At 42.0% G+C, this 15,147-nt stretch carries 10 protein-coding genes; 4 read left to right on the top strand and 6 right to left on the bottom strand.

The genetic code is table 11. The features are described from left to right. The first annotated feature begins 9 nt into the window (after positions 1–9). The 3 genes from NDQ71_RS21410 to NDQ71_RS21400 all read left to right on the top strand — a co-directional run bounded on the left by NDQ71_RS21410 (position 10) and on the right by NDQ71_RS21400 (position 7,527). A complete protein-coding gene (locus NDQ71_RS21410; RefSeq protein ID WP_301562698.1) occupies positions 10–5,664 on the top strand; it encodes a pectinesterase family protein in 5,655 nt (1,884 codons plus the stop codon). 92 nt (positions 5,665–5,756) lie between these two features. Further along, complete coding sequence (locus NDQ71_RS21405; RefSeq protein WP_301562645.1) at positions 5,757–6,974, top strand: IS4 family transposase; 1,218 nt, start codon at positions 5,757–5,759, stop codon at positions 6,972–6,974. Continuing rightward, complete coding sequence (locus NDQ71_RS21400; protein ID WP_301562697.1) at positions 6,964–7,527, top strand: hypothetical protein; 564 nt, start codon at positions 6,964–6,966, stop codon at positions 7,525–7,527. The genes NDQ71_RS21405 and NDQ71_RS21400 overlap by 11 nt, the downstream gene beginning before the upstream one ends. A 290-nt stretch (positions 7,528–7,817) precedes the next feature. Here the strand turns inward: NDQ71_RS21400 and NDQ71_RS21395 are convergent, their stop codons facing one another. The 6 genes from NDQ71_RS21395 to NDQ71_RS21370 all read right to left on the bottom strand — a co-directional run bounded on the left by NDQ71_RS21395 (position 7,818) and on the right by NDQ71_RS21370 (position 13,504). Continuing rightward, the gene (locus tag NDQ71_RS21395) at positions 7,818–8,837 is read right to left on the bottom strand and encodes a LacI family DNA-binding transcriptional regulator (protein ID WP_086999168.1); all 1,020 of its coding nucleotides are present in this window, start codon (positions 8,835–8,837) and stop codon (positions 7,818–7,820) included. A 218-nt stretch (positions 8,838–9,055) separates the two neighbouring features. Continuing rightward, positions 9,056–10,357, bottom strand: a complete 1,302-nt coding sequence (locus NDQ71_RS21390) for a TRAP transporter large permease (RefSeq protein ID WP_086999165.1) — start codon at positions 10,355–10,357, stop codon at positions 9,056–9,058. Then, positions 10,357–10,845 (bottom strand): TRAP transporter small permease, encoded by a 489-nt coding sequence (locus tag NDQ71_RS21385; protein WP_192541042.1) that lies wholly within the window; start codon positions 10,843–10,845, stop codon positions 10,357–10,359. Before NDQ71_RS21385 ends, NDQ71_RS21390 begins: the two co-directional genes overlap by 1 nt. 9 nt (positions 10,846–10,854) lie before the next feature. Next, positions 10,855–11,832, bottom strand: coding sequence for a TRAP transporter substrate-binding protein (locus tag NDQ71_RS21380; RefSeq protein ID WP_225736510.1), 978 nt, complete (start codon positions 11,830–11,832; stop codon positions 10,855–10,857). Positions 11,833–11,873: 41 nt separating this feature from the next. After that, the gene (kduI, locus tag NDQ71_RS21375; RefSeq protein ID WP_086999156.1) at positions 11,874–12,716 is read right to left on the bottom strand and encodes a 5-dehydro-4-deoxy-D-glucuronate isomerase; all 843 of its coding nucleotides are present in this window, start codon (positions 12,714–12,716) and stop codon (positions 11,874–11,876) included. A 23-nt stretch (positions 12,717–12,739) separates the two neighbouring features. Next, the gene (locus NDQ71_RS21370; protein ID WP_192541041.1) at positions 12,740–13,504 is read right to left on the bottom strand and encodes an SDR family oxidoreductase; all 765 of its coding nucleotides are present in this window, start codon (positions 13,502–13,504) and stop codon (positions 12,740–12,742) included. A gap of 184 nt (positions 13,505–13,688) precedes the next feature. Between NDQ71_RS21370 and NDQ71_RS21365 the strand changes: the two genes are divergently transcribed. Beyond that, positions 13,689–15,146: a tagaturonate reductase gene (locus NDQ71_RS21365; RefSeq protein WP_064664883.1), complete on the top strand. Its 1,458-nt coding sequence runs from the start codon at positions 13,689–13,691 to the stop codon at positions 15,144–15,146. Position 15,147 lies beyond the last annotated feature (1 nt).

Raw genomic sequence — 15,147 nt, 5'->3', positions numbered from 1 at the left:
GAGGGATGCATGAATAATACAATAAAAATACCATCGTGTTTGCTGATCAGCTTGATCTTAGCAGGCTGCGGTGAAGAAAGTTCAGTTAATGTCAAAGAAGCACCGTTGCCACCTATTCAAGGGGTGTTTGTTGACAGTCCAGTTGCCGGTTTAACTTACAATAGTCCGTCGGTCAGCAATGGTGTAACGAATGCTGAAGGTCAGTTCGATTATTTTAGAGGTGAAGCTATCGATTTCTCTATCGGTGCACTTACCTTCCCTACAGTTTCCGCTGCCAACGTACTTACTCCACTGGCTTTATTTTCAACAGATACCGTGTTTCACCCTGCTGTTATAAATAGCTTACGTTTATTGCAGTCACTCGATGTTGATGGCGATCCTAGTAATGGCATCACCATTAGCGCGCAAGCTGCGCAGGCAGCTCAAATGACGCTTAGTGAAGGTCAAACAGTGACTGATTATTTCAGCAGCGATGAATTTGAGGCTAACGTTAATGCATGGCTCGCTGATGCAGGCTCAGCCAACAGTACTTTAATTCCAGCTGATCAAGCTATTGTGCACTTTGTCGATTTTATTTTTAAGCAATACAACAGCACTCAGCCTTTAGCATTTAATACTGCTGATTTTACCGGCACCATTTACAACCCACTAGTACAAGGCAGTGAAGCAAGCATTGCACAGTTAGTGTTAACACCAGACGATGAAGCAAACCTTGCAGGTATTTTTAGTCATGTTGTAGATGGCAGTGAGACTACAACCGGTAGTTATACATTTTTATTCGGTAATCGTGTACTTGCATTAACATCTGGTGAAGGTGAGTCTGCTACCACTGAGTATATTATTTCTCGCTCCCACAATACGGTTAATAATACTTACAGCGTTTGTGCCACCAGCGATCCGGCAGAATTGGCAACACTGGTGCTTACTTGTGATAGTAATGATGATGCTAAAAACAATATTTTAGTGTTCTCCGAGCAGCAAGCGCAAGAAGAGCTCATAAAGCTTAACGATCTCGCAGAGCAAGCAGGCTTAGCCCTAATTGAAGAATTTGATACTGACACTGAAACTTTTTTCTCATCAAGCTATAAAAGCTTATCTGATGAGCAAGGCAGCAGCCCATTGTATTTTAAAAGCGGTGGTAGCGCAGAAATTGACGACATTGCAGGCCAACTAATTCTCGAAGGCGACCGTATTACCATCGGTAATACCCTGCCTGGTAAAGAATCAACAGCGGCTGATACCTCAGGTGTGGGGATTTATAATTTAAGCGAAGGATTTACCATCAGCTTTGATGTTATTTCTCACAATGGAGCCGGTGGCCTTTCGTTGTATGTTGATAATAATACCGCCAGCCAAAGTAATTCAGTGCATGGCGGTGCTTCAAAGTTTTATGGTAAAGACATAAACGAAACCAACACCCCTGCAGGTCAACGGTTTTCATATACCTACATTCCAGGCGAAGATGTAAATACTGGCCCAGATCTGACTCATGTCGATGCCCGCGGTATTTTAAATCCTGAGATTAAAAATTCATATTTCCAAATACGCACTGATTCAGCGGCAATGATTGTCATTGATAACTTAACCATTGAAACTGTCGCTACGGATGTGCCAGATGTTGAACCACCTGTTGAGCCACCCATTGACCCTCCTGTAGAGGGTGAGATCCCAACAGTAGAATTACCAATCACCACTGACTTTACCGCGCTTACTGCGGATATTTTCTCTGTTGATCATCAAAAAATTATTGATGCTAACGGCGATGAAATACCCATGTTTAGCAAAACGGGTGGCTCAGTCACTGTGATTGATACCGGTTTAGAGCTCGATGGTGGTCGTTTCACATTAGGTAATACTACGCCAGGTATTGAAACCGCCGCAACAGATACCACCACCAGTGGTGCTTTAGATTTGTCTCGTCCGTATCAAGTGGTGATGGATATCGTCAGTGTGAGCGACCCTGAAGGGGATAATAAATTCCAAATCTATGTGGATAACAACTCATCAAGCAGCTCTAAATCAATCCATGGTAATGACTCTCGCTTTTATAATGAATTAATCAACTCGCTTACTGCTGGCCAAACTTTAACAGTCCCAGGTCAACTTGCGACTAAAAATTCATTTTTACAGCTACGTACTGAAACAGGTGGCACTGTGGTTATCAATAACCTCAGAGTTGAGTATGTTAAAGATCCATCAGTATTTAGCTGCGCAGATGCGCCAGAGCTGTATTTTTGTGATGACTTTGCCAATGGTGATTTAACTAATTGGCAAATTTTAGCCAAGCCAGATAACACTGAAGCCCCAATGGGTGAGTTTGATGTACTCGACATTATGGGCAATAGCATGATGCGTTACACAGCAGGTGGTGCTGGTGGTGAGCTGATTTTAGCCACTGAAGAAGCGATGGCTAACGTGCCGACTACAGGTAACTACTTTGTTGAAGCGAAAATCCGTCCACGCCAAAATAGCACCACGGCCAATAAGCAAATTTACTTAATGGCACGCTATTTAAATGCCGGTAACTGGTACGCTGGTGGCTTAAATGTGCAAAACTCATCAAGCAGTACCCAAGTGGAAGTTGCCGTGAGTAGCGAAGGCTCAATTGCGCGTCCAGTGCAAACAAAATCACCCATTTTACTCGGTGAAAAAGGTGCTACAGAAGATGGCGTTTGGTACACCACTCGCTTTGAGATGATTGATGATCAACTAACCGTATACTTAAACGGTGAAATAATGGGCACTGCTAGTGATACCAGCTATACCGCGCGTGGTTTGATTGGGGTGTTTACGAACAATCGATCGTTTGAAATTGATGATGTAAAAGTGGGCGACCCAAGCATCAAACCAATTCAGCTAACCCTTGATTATAAAGAGCCAGCTTGGGATACCAGTACCACTATGGACCCACTTGTGATCAATGTCACAGCAATCAAAAACGATGGCATCACAGCTGATACCTACACTGTCACGTCAAGTAATGATGCAGTGCTAAGTGTAAGCATCGATGCGAATATAATCACCCTAACGCCGATTGCTGCAGGTGACGCAATAGTCACGTTTGTATCAGATTCAGATCCAAGTATTACGCGTACTATTAAAGTATCTGTTGCAGAAGGCTTTGTAATGCCAACTACTGTCTACGGTGACTTAACAACTAAAGTAATGCCAGCGATTGCTAGCGATAATCAATTTGTTGACACTCAGTTATCTATCACTTTTGATAATGCCCCTACCTTTGGCAGTTTAGGTGAAGTACGTATTTATAAACAAAACGACAACACCCTAGTTGATACCCTCAAAGTGGGTAAAAATGTCGATGTAATTGGCTACACAGGCCAAGATAGACTGCGCTTTGTGTATTACTTCCCGCTTAGCCTTGAAGGTAATACTTTAACGATCAAGCCACATAATAATGTACTTGAATATGGCCATACCTATCGTGTTGTCATTGGTGATGATGTGGTAATAGGCGCACAATTAAACGGAACTGACTTTGTCGGCTTAGGTGATAATAGCCAATGGACGTTCACCACTAAAGTCAATGCACCAGCGGGCAACCAACTATTGGTTGATGACGATGGTGTTGCTGACTTTAGAACCGTGCAAGGTGCCCTCAACTTTGCGATGGCAAGCCTTGGCAAAGACGAACAAACCACTATTTCTATAAAAGATGGTATCTATAATGAGTTGCTGTTCTTACGCAATAAAAATAACGTAACCATACAAGGGCAAAGCCAAGACAATACTGTTATTCAGTACGAAAACTACGAAACACTTAATGGTGGTTCTGGTGGCAGTGCGCCTGTAGGTTCTGGCACACCGGGTGGCGGTCGTGGTGTATTTTTAGTTGAAGGTGCCGATATGTTGACCCTCAACAACCTAACATTAAAAAATACTCACTTGCGTAACAAGGTTGATTCAAACCAAGCTGAAACGATTTACTTTAATAGTAATGGTCGTTTAGTGGCTAATAATGCCAGCTTTATCAGCGAACAAGATACCCTATTACTGAAAGGTTATAGCTGGTTCTATAACAGCTTAGTCGCTGGTAATGTTGACTTTATTTGGGGCTATCCAGTTACTGCGTTATTTGAAAATAGCGAAATTCGCACTATTGGTGACTCTAAAGATAATGATCCAACAAAAGACACCTCTGGAGGTTATGTATTACAAGCACGCGTACCAGTGGCGACTGATCCTGGGTTTATCTTCTTAAACAGTAGTTTTACCCATGGCCCAGGCCCAATTGGTAATGATGTGCTTGATAACTCAACCTATATTGCACGCAGTGGTGGCAGCGATACATATTTTGATAACATTACGCTTATCAATAATAAGTTTGACACTCACATTGCAACCTCAGGTTGGGCAGTGCAAGGGGTGAATGATCAACCGGCTCCAAACCCTGAAGTTGCAACTGCTACCAGTGGCTGGCGCGAGTATGGCAGCATGGACTTAGCAGGTAATGCCCTTGATTTAAGTGCTCGTGTTGGCGGTTACATTATGCAAGACGGCGACGTGATTAACTTACTTGACCGTAACGCTATTTTTGCCAGCTTTAACGATGGCCAAGGTTGGACACCTGAACCACTTGCCATCCCAGTATTACCCGATGAGCCAGTTGCAATAACACCGGTGAATAATAACCTGGGTTTTGCTGGTTATAATTTTAACCTAACCGGTGGCGCAGGAGGCACTGTGGTAACGGTCGATAATGGCACAGCGCTTAAATCGGCTTTAGCACAAGCAAAATCATCTGGTGTTCCAGTGACTATTTATGTGGATGGTGTCATTACTGATGCGAACAGCGGCGGTGACAATTCTTCCATCGAAATTAAAGATATGGATAATATCTCCATCATCGGTGTAGCAGATCGTGGTGAGCTAAGTGGTATCGGCATTGCTATTCGCCGTGCTAATAACATCATTATTCAAAACTTAAAAATCCACGAAGTACTTACCGGCGGTAAAGATGGTATTTCGATAGAAGGTGATGAAAATAAACCAACCGCGAATATCTGGATCGATCATAACGAGCTCTATTCATCGTTAAATGTTGATCAAGACTATTACGATGGTTTAATCGATTCTAAATCAGGAGCTGAAAACATCACTATCTCGTATAACTATTTACATGATAGTTGGAAAACATCGCTACATGGTCACAGTGATGATGACTCAAGTAGCAACAAGAATCGCCATATTACCTTTCACCATAACCGGTTTGAAAACATTGTATCGCGAGTTCCGTTATTTAGATTTGGTCAAGGTCATCTCTTCAACAACTATTATAACAATATCACCTCTAGCGCGATTAACTCTCGAATGGGTGCAGAGCTACATATTGAGAATAACTACTTTGAAAATACTAAAAACCCTGTGGTATCTTTTTACTCAAAAGTAATTGGTTATTGGAATACTTCGGGTAATTACTTAGGTGAAGGCGTGAGCTGGGGCGATGTGGCTGATGGTGATGTGGCAGCAGAAGTAACAGCTTCGGGCATAACGCCAACCAGCTCTTACCAAGCACCTTATGAGTATACTTTGACGCCAGTTATGGATGTTAAAGCCCATGTGATTGCCCATGCAGGTATTGGTAAAATTGATCAAAGCAATTTGGATATTCCAGAGATTGATACGCCAACTGAGCCGCCAGTCTAAAGTATCCCCAAAATTAGCCTTTATATATCAATGAACTAATAGTGTTAAAAAATATGGGTAGTGAGGGAACATTCATGGTGTTTTGTGATCTTATGAATCGCTTAAAAACAACAGAACTAAACACCATGAATGCGTCTACTATTTTGCACAATATGCTCCGCGCTGTCACCCCTAACTCTATTCATAAAGCCAGATTTAATACTCTAGTCGCTGCCGTTAAATCTCTTTTGCACTGTCAGCAATGCACCTTGACATCTATTGGTCGCAATTTGGATTCAAAAACAACTGAAAAACATGATATTAAACGTATTGATCGACTACTCAATAACCACGAGCTTTTGCGTGAGTCGACATCGGTTTATGTTCGCTTAAGCCGTTTTGTGGTCACTGAAAAGCATCCCGTCATTTTGGTTGATTGGAGTCATGCAGATACACAAACCAAATACTGTATTCTGCGTGCCAGCATTGCCAGTGAAGGTCGTTCTTTGACCCTGTATCAGGAAAGTGCATTCAGTTTTCAGTATCATTGCCCAAAAGTTCAAAAACGGTTCTTAAAGATGCTCAAACTGATCTTGCCGAGTGATTGCCGCCCCGTCATTGTGACGGATGCGGGCTTTAAAGTTCCCTGGCTCAAAGCCGTGCGGAACAATAGCTGGCATTATATCAGCCGGGTTCGAGGTACGGCACATTTGAAAACGCAGGGCAGCGATGAGTTTGTTCCATGCCAGTCACTATTCAAGAGCAATCAACGTAAGAGCCAGTATCTTGGCGCGACCGAGTTGACCAAAAGTGCAAAATATCAAACTCATGCAGTGCTGGTTGGCAAGGGACATAAGTTATTAAAAAGAGATAAAAAACGTGGTTATAAGGAGCCTTGGCTACTCGTTTCTTCTCTTCCAAAGAGGCACCACTTTCTCGAAAAAGTACTCAAATTATATGGTATGAGAATGCAGATAGAAGCAGGATTTCGAGATCAAAAAAGTGTTAGGTTCGGCTTAGGCTCAGATCTGCACAGGACAAACAAACTCTATCGATTAGACATACTGTTGCTGCTTGCCACACTGGCTCATTGGTTCTCAATGATGCTGGGGGCAGTGATAGACAAAGCAGGAAAGACAGGCGCTTTTCAAGCTAATTCAACCAAAAAAAGACGAGTAGTGTCATGGGCATTTGTTGGGCTGCGATACTTCAAAAAACAGTCCATTAAACTGCGACGGCGAGATTATTTGGCAGGACTAGCCTATTTCGTACAGGTGGTAGTGCAACTCGATTGGAAAAATATGGATGTGAGTGATGTAATTGAAACTTAATGATTATTTCTGGGGATCCCTTAGGCCGCCAGTACAACAGCCTCTTGGTTTACCATTTACTGAAAACTTCTCAGCAGCGAATACTGACGAATTTTTTAGCAATAGTTACCGTGATTTATCTGGCGTAGCAGGCTCAGGTACCCCACTTTTCCACCGTGTTACTGGCACTGTGGAAGTATCTGCAGGGCAATTAACCATGACCGGTGCGCGTATTAGTATTGCGAATACTACACCAACTGTAAGTACAACCTCAGCAGATGCAAGCACGACGGGCTTACTTGATTTGAGTAACAGCTATCAAGTGAGCTTTACAGTGGCAGATGTAACAGGTAATACCGCCAAGAGCTTCCAGATATATGTTGATAATAATACCTCTGGCAGCGCAAATTCAATCCATGGCGGATCATCAAAGTTTTATTCAGTAAAACTTGAAGAACTCATCCCTGGTCAAACTTATACAGTCGATGGATTGGTAGCCACTGATACTTCATTCATCACTATCAGAACGGAAAGTGAAGCCACTATCACATTGGATGAAATTACCATTCAATAATTGTAATGAGAGCAGCCAAGTGCTGCTTTGAAACAATTTGATAGTTACCAATACCCTTGCCCCGCACAGCAAGGGTATTTTTTTATCCATCTCATTGTCCTAACTTTTAAACAATGAACATCAGATTGAAGGCATCATAAAGTTAAAGTTTTTGAATTGATATTAGAGTCAAACGTGGCAGGACTTGCACCACTCAAAATGTGTCCGAGACATTACAAAAAGTAAACGCCCTACTGTCAGTAAGGCGTATTGTATCTCTGCAAGCAAGAGGTTAAGGGGGTTTATCTATGCTATTTAACGCATCTATTAGTAGATTCGCGCTTCACTAAATAGGGAGTGATCACTTCATCAAGCTTTACACGTTCGCTTTGAGTTGACTGACTTTTATTAATTAACTTTTGCACCGCTAAGCACGCCATATTCTGCACAGGCCTGCGAATGGTGGTTAACGATGGAATAATCCGTGAAGCCAAAATGTTATCATCAAAGCCTGCAACCGAAAGCTCATCCGGTACTTTGATATTCAGGTTATTAGCAACACGTAACACCCCTGCGGCCATTTCATCATTATTAGCAACAATGGCTGTTGGGCGCGGCTCGGTGCTTAATAAACTCATAGCACACTCAATACCACTTTCGTAACTGTTTTTACCTTCGACAATACGATGCGCGGGCAATTGCACATTGCACACTTGTAACTCGGCCAAAAAGCCCGCCAAACGCTCAATTGATGAACGATACACTTGCGGACCAGAGATAAAACCAATGTCTTTATGACCAAGCTCAACTAAGTAGCTGGCCATTTCTTTCATCGCCGCGCGCTCATCAGAGACAACAATGTTGTCAGCATCATCTAAATCAACGGATGCTAAACGCACATAAGGACAACCCGCATCGCGAATAGCAGCGGCAAGTTCTTTATTTTCTGATACCGGTGGCAAAATAATGACACCATCGAGTTTAGAACGCGAGATAAATGACAAACAATCATCAATAAATTCAGCGCTTTTAGAGTAACTTGGATGTACAACCAGCTCATACCCCAACTCGGAGCACACACTTAATGCACCACGTTGAACTTGGTCAATGTACAGTGCATCGGGGTTATCGTAGATCAAACCTAATAAGTAAGAACGACTAGATGCTAAGCCACGCGCTTGTTTATCTGGTGAGAAGCCAACTTCTTTTATTATTTGTAAAACCCGCTCACGGGTAGCCTCGCCAACTGCCCCAGAGCGGTTGATCACGCGCGATACAGTGCGTTTCGACACACCGGACAATTTCGCCACATCATTAATCGTTACTGACATAAAAGTTCCTGTTTTAGGATGTAATCAAAGTTTAACACTAACCCTAGGTTCATAAAAGTCTCTAGTCAGCGGTTCTCTCAATGAAAGTAAATAACCTGTACATCTAGATAGTTAATCCCTTAACAGTGTTCCGGTTAAGGAATAAGAATAGTCTGATTATAAAAGTAAAATGGAACTAATTTAGTTCCATTTAGTGCCGTTTTCAATTTCAGTTAATGTTACTCTATTAGCCCAAATAAGCGAGGTAACGTTTCACTAATTGCCGGCACATAGGTCACCAGCATTAACACCAAAAACATCACGCCATACAGTGGTAACATTGGCTTGATGATTTTATGCAGTGATGTTTTTGCCACCGCACAACTGACAAACAATACACTGCCTACCGGCGGCGACACTAAGCCAATTGATAAGTTAAGCACAATCATAATACCAAATTGAATTGGTGACATACCAAACTGCTCAGCTACCGGTAAAAATATCGGCGTAAATATCAACACAGCAGGTGTCATATCAATAAACGCCCCAACCAAAATCAATATCAGGTTGATCAGCAGTAAAATTAATAATGGATTATCACTGAGCGTTAAAAAGAACTCACTGACCAGTTGCGGAATGTGCGTGTATGACAATAACCATGACATGCCCGACGATGCCGCAATAATCAACATAACGATGGCCGTTGTTTCACATGCTTTTAAAAGCAAAGCTGGTAACTCAGCAGGGTTTATTTCACGATAAATAAACACCGACAGCACTAACGCATAAATAACCGCAATAGCCCCGGCTTCGGTTGCCGTAAATACGCCACCAATAATGCCGCCAATAACAATAAAAATAAGCAATAAACTCGGTAAAGCAGCGAGTATTTTTTCAAGCACAATCTTAAATGGTAAACGTGCGGTTACTGGGTAATTATTTTTAATCGAGTAGATTGCACAAACAATCATCAGTGCCAGCCCGACTAAAATCCCCGGTAAGTAACCGGCAATAAACAAAGCAGCAATCGACACCCCACCGCTGGCAATTGCATAGATAATTAGAATATTACTCGGTGGTATTAGCATACCTGTGGTGGCTGCACTGGCAGTCACTGCCGCCGCAAAACTGGCACTGTAGCCATGTTTTTTCATTTCAGGCACCATAAAGCTACCAATCGCTGAGGTTGCCGCAACGGCCGAGCCTGAAATTGCCCCAAATAACATACACGACATAACATTCACCAGTGCTAAACCGCCAGGTAAAAAGCCGATCATCGCCATCGCACATTCAATTAGCCGTTTAGCAATGCCGCCTTGGCCCATTATCAAACCTGATAGAATAAAAAACGGAATGGCGAGTAATGCAAAGCTATCAATACCCCCTGCCATTTGTTGGGCGATGGTAGTGGTGGCTGGTGTGAAATCGATATGCATTAACAGCGCCGCTAAAGTTGACAGCGCAATACACAAAGAAATAGGCACATTGATAAATAACAATACAAAAAAACAAACGATTAATACAATTGCAGTTAAATCCATTATGCTTGCTCCTTGAATGTTTGCTGTGTGTAATTAACTAAGTTTTCGATGCAGTTTATTACAATCAGCACCCCACTTAGCGGTAACACGATATACACGTAACCCATGTTAATACCTAATGCTGCTGACGTTTGTTCTAACTCAAAGCTCAACATCATTAAACGACTACCACCATAAACCAAGATGCTCAATGCAGTGAATAACACGCAAATTTCAATCACAAAGGAGCATTTATACCTAAGTGATGGGATCATTTTCTGATAAAAAAGATCAAGCCCTAAATGGGCTTTGGTGCGATACGCATAGGACGCGCCTAACACTCCGATCCAAATCAGTAAAAAGCGGGCTAACTCTTCTGTGTATGAGCTGGGTGCACGTAAAATAAACCGTGAAAATACTTGCCAACAGACAACGGTTACAATCGCTACCATGGCTAAAATCAGTAATCGCTCGATGATGCGATTTAAGTGTGTGTTTAGTTGTCGCATTGTGTGCCTCTACATGCTTTTTATTTTTTTAATATGCTCTGCAACCGCTGTATTAGCGAACGAAGCATGAAAATCAGCCACTTTATCTTGAAACGCTTGCTTATCTGGGTAGGTCACCTGTACGCCCTCAGCAATCACCGCTTTAAGTGCTTCATCGGATGCGTTTTGCCACAGTGAACGTTGATACTCTACAGAATCAGCCATGGCTTGGGTTAACCACTGCTGTTGTTCACTATTGAGCGAATTCCACACATCTAGACTTGCTAAAATAACGTCTGGCACGAAAGTGTGTTCGTCCAGTGAATAATATTTAGCAATTTCATAATGACGAGATAGGTAATAGCTTGGCGGATTATTCTCTGCGCCATCCACGACCCCTTGTTGCAATGCGGCATATAATTCACCCCATGCAATCGGTGCAGCTGCGCCGCCTAACGCTTGTACTGTAGCGACTGCTGTTGGGCTATTTAATACCCGTATTTTTTTACCGATTAAATCATCCGGGGTATTAATCGCACCATTGGTAGTGTAAAAACTACGACTGCCCGCATCGTAATAACCTAAGCCTTTGAGCCTTGCTGTAGCTACTTTATTAAGTAACTCAGTGCCCAAGTCACTTTTTAGCACCCGCCAAAAATGCTCGCTATCACGAAACAAATACGGAATACCAAATACTTTCATCTCTGGTACAAAGCCCTCGAGTGGACTTGCCGATACTTTAGTGATGGATAAACTGCCTATTTGCAGTAATTCAATAAGTTCACGCTCTGATCCTAGTTGGCCACCTGGATAAATAACAATTTCCATTGTGCCATTTGAATAAAACGCCAAACGTTCGGCCATATATTCCATTGCTTGATGCACCACATGGCGAGTATCGAGTGTATGCGCCATGGTCAGTCGCAGCGTTTTTTTATCATCGCTACAGCTACTAAGCAAAAATAACGAAAAAACCAGCATTATCTTTATGAGAAGATTTCTATTCATTATTATTTCTTCTTATCGCTATTTGATCTCAAATGAGCTGATTATCTCAGCTCGCTCGGTTGATATTTATCCATATCGTCGTAGTCAAGGTTTTCACCTGCCATACCCCAGATAAAGCTATAGTTTTGTGTGCCAGCACCAGAGTGAATTGACCATGGCGGCGACACCACGGCTTGCTCGTTATGTACCCAGAGGTGGCGAGTTTCACTCGGTTCGCCCATAAAGTGACACACAGCTTGCTGCTTCGGAAGTTCAAAGTAAAAATACACTTCGTTACGACGATCATGCTGATGAGCAGGCATGGTATTCCAGACACTCCCCGGCTTTAACTCGGTTAAGCCCATTTGCAATTGGCATGTTTGCACCACGGTATTGATCAGCATTTGATTAATATCGCGCTCATTGGAGGTTTCAAGCGCACCTAAATGCAATACATTGGCATCATCGCGAGTTACTAACTTGTTTGGGTATTTGTGATGAGCTGGTGCAGAATTAAGGTAAAATTTCGCTGGATGATTACTGTCATCACTTTTAAATACCACATCATTGGTATCTTTACCTAAATACAAGGCATCTTTATAGCCAAGCTCAAACTGTTGGCCATCGGCAGTTACAGTGCCACTGCCACCGACATTAATGACCCCAAGTTCACGGCCAGCTAAAAAGTTTGCGGCTTTTAAATTATCTACCGTCTCTAGTGTCAGAGGCGTACTTGTTGGTACTGCGCTGCCGACCATAAACCGCTCATAATGAGTGTATAGCCAATAAACTTTATTCTCTTGCATGAGTTTCTCGACCAAAAACTCATCTCTTAATTGTTGTGTGTCATAGCCTTTAACTTCATTTGGCCCGACAGCGTAACGTGACTCTATTTCTGTACTCATAACTTGCTACCTAAAATTAAAAATTATCGTGCTAACCAGCCACCATCAACAGCAAGAATATGGCCATTGACATAGTCACTGGCTGTTGATGATAAAAAGATGGCTGAACCAATTAAGTCTTCTGCTTCACCCCAACGCCCTGCAGGAATGCGTTTTTCAATTTCGCTATTACGGGTGGCATCATCTTGTAAGGCTTGGGTGTTATCGGTTCTAAAATAACCAGGGGCAATAGCATTAACTTGAATATTGTGCTGAGCCCACTCATTTGCTAATGCTTTAGTTAAACCCGCTACCGCATGTTTGCTTGCTGTATAAGCTGGCACTGTCATACCGCCGCTGTATGAAAGCATTGAAGCAATATTAACTATTTTGCCAAAGCCTTGTTTGATCATATTTGGCGCTACAGCTTGTGCTAATAAAAAGCTAGCATCGAGATTTACTTTCATCACGTTCTGCCATTGATCATACGGATAATCTACCGCAGGGCTGCGAAATATTGTGCCGCCAACATTAACCAAAATATCAATACCGCCATGATTAGCTAAGGCTGTAGCTGCTAAGGCATTCACTGAATCCGCATTACTTAAATCTGCTGCATAATCATACGCCTCACCACCGCGCTCTTTGATCATATGACACGTTGCTTGGCAGCCGTGCTCTTTACTACTACTGCAAATAACCTTGGCGCCAGCAGCTGCTAAGCCCACTGCGATTTGTTGCCCTAGTCCACGGCTTGCACCGGTCACCAACGCTGTTTTTGAAGTAAGATCAAATAAAGTGGCTGTCATTTTAAGTTCCTGTAAATTTATTTATTGCTTAATTACTAATTCAATGTAAATCGAATTAACCAAACTTGTTAACACCCATTCTTCGCTACCGGTGGCAATTTGTCAAATATTATTTGCCACCGGTGGCAAATATAGCTAAGATGTAAAAATCAATCAGCCCATATCACGTTTATAGGTTCATATTATGCAAGCACTAAATAGAAAAAACTTTAATAAAAACAAATACCCAACAAAAATAATGCAATACGGTGAAGGAAATTTCTTGCGTGCATTTATCGATTGGCAAATTGATAAACTCAATGAAACAAGTGATCTAAATGCCGGTGTTGCAGTTATTCGTCCTATCGATTACGACGCAATTCCTTTACTTAATGTTCAAGATGGCTTGTATACCACCATTATTCGCGGCTTAAATGAGCAAGGTGAAACCGTAGCAGATCACCGTATTATCAGCTCAATCAATGAAGAAATTCCAGTTTATAAAGACTTCCCTCGTTATATGGCGTTGGCAGAAAATCCTGATCTGAAAATTATTTTTTCAAATACCACGGAAGCCGGTATTGAGTACATTGATACAGATAAACTCAATGACTCACCTGCTAAAGCATTTCCAGCTAAATTAACCCAATGGTTGTTTCATCGCTTTAATCATTTTAATGGCTCAACAGACAGCGGCATGGTGATCATCCCTTGCGAGCTAATTGACTATAACGGCGAGAAACTCAAAGAAATCGTATTTCAATACTGCCAGCTTTGGCAACTACCTGAAGCGTTTTCAAACTGGCTTAGTGAGGCTAACCACTTTTGTTCAAGCTTAGTTGACCGCATTGTCACTGGATTTCCACGTGATGAGCATCAACAACTGCAAGAGTCACTCGGTTATTTAGATAACTTTATGGTGACTGCTGAGTACTTCCATTTATTTGTTATTCAAGGGCCGCAGCATCTAGCAGAATTACTCTGCTTACAAGACAGTGACCTAAATATAAAAATTGTTGATGATATATCACCCTATAAACAACAAAAAGTGGGGATTTTAAATGGTGCTCATACCGCACTAGTGCCGCTGGCTTATATGGCAAACATCGATTCAGTGGGCGAGGCGCTGGCTGATCCTTTGTTTGAAAAATACTTAACCCAGTTAATTTTTGCAGAGATTATTCCTACTCTTGATTTACCGGAAGATGAATTAAAGCGCTTTGCCAATGATGTACTAAACCGTTTTAGAAATCCGTATATTTGCCATTTATTACTGTCTATTTCGCTTAACAGTATGACTAAGTTTAAAACTCGTATTTTGCCGCAGTTACACACTTATGTAGCAACTAATAACGCGGTGCCAAATATGATGGCATTGGCTATTGCAGGGCAAATTTTAATGTATAAAGGCCTACGTAATGACCAACCGATTGAATTGAGTGACGCACCACAATGGTTAGAATTATTTAATACCCTTTGGCATGACTTTGATAACAATGCATTGTCATTAACAGCCCTTGTAGAACAAGTGTTAGGTGCAAAATGGCATTGGGAAAGTGATTTAAATGAACTTCCTGAATTAACTGCCACCGTTACAACTCACCTACGTACTATGCTCACCGACGGTGTTGCCGCTACGCTTACTAAACAATTAGGCCAATAAC

This window comes from Pseudoalteromonas sp. KG3 (assembly GCF_030436385.1).
In the GTDB taxonomy this organism is placed as follows: Bacteria; Pseudomonadota; Gammaproteobacteria; order Enterobacterales; family Alteromonadaceae; genus Pseudoalteromonas; species Pseudoalteromonas prydzensis.
Note: the sequence above shows the minus strand (reverse complement) of the source record. Positions and strands in the feature narration are given on the sequence as shown.

Excerpts from the sequence above, each read along its gene's own strand:
- NDQ71_RS21410 (WP_301562698.1), top strand. The coding sequence starts at position 10 with ATGAATAATACAATAAAAATACCATCGTGTTTGCTGATCAGCTTGATC.
- NDQ71_RS21405 (WP_301562645.1), top strand. The coding sequence starts at position 5,757 with ATGAATCGCTTAAAAACAACAGAACTAAACACCATGAATGCGTCTACT.
- NDQ71_RS21395 (WP_086999168.1), bottom strand. The coding sequence starts at position 8,837 with ATGTCAGTAACGATTAATGATGTGGCGAAATTGTCCGGTGTGTCGAAA.
- NDQ71_RS21390 (WP_086999165.1), bottom strand. The coding sequence starts at position 10,357 with ATGGATTTAACTGCAATTGTATTAATCGTTTGTTTTTTTGTATTGTTA.
- NDQ71_RS21385 (WP_192541042.1), bottom strand. The coding sequence starts at position 10,845 with ATGCGACAACTAAACACACACTTAAATCGCATCATCGAGCGATTACTG.
- NDQ71_RS21380 (WP_225736510.1), bottom strand. The coding sequence starts at position 11,832 with ATGAATAGAAATCTTCTCATAAAGATAATGCTGGTTTTTTCGTTATTT.
- kduI (WP_086999156.1), bottom strand. The coding sequence starts at position 12,716 with ATGAGTACAGAAATAGAGTCACGTTACGCTGTCGGGCCAAATGAAGTT.
- NDQ71_RS21370 (WP_192541041.1), bottom strand. The coding sequence starts at position 13,504 with ATGACAGCCACTTTATTTGATCTTACTTCAAAAACAGCGTTGGTGACC.
- NDQ71_RS21365 (WP_064664883.1), top strand. The coding sequence starts at position 13,689 with ATGCAAGCACTAAATAGAAAAAACTTTAATAAAAACAAATACCCAACA.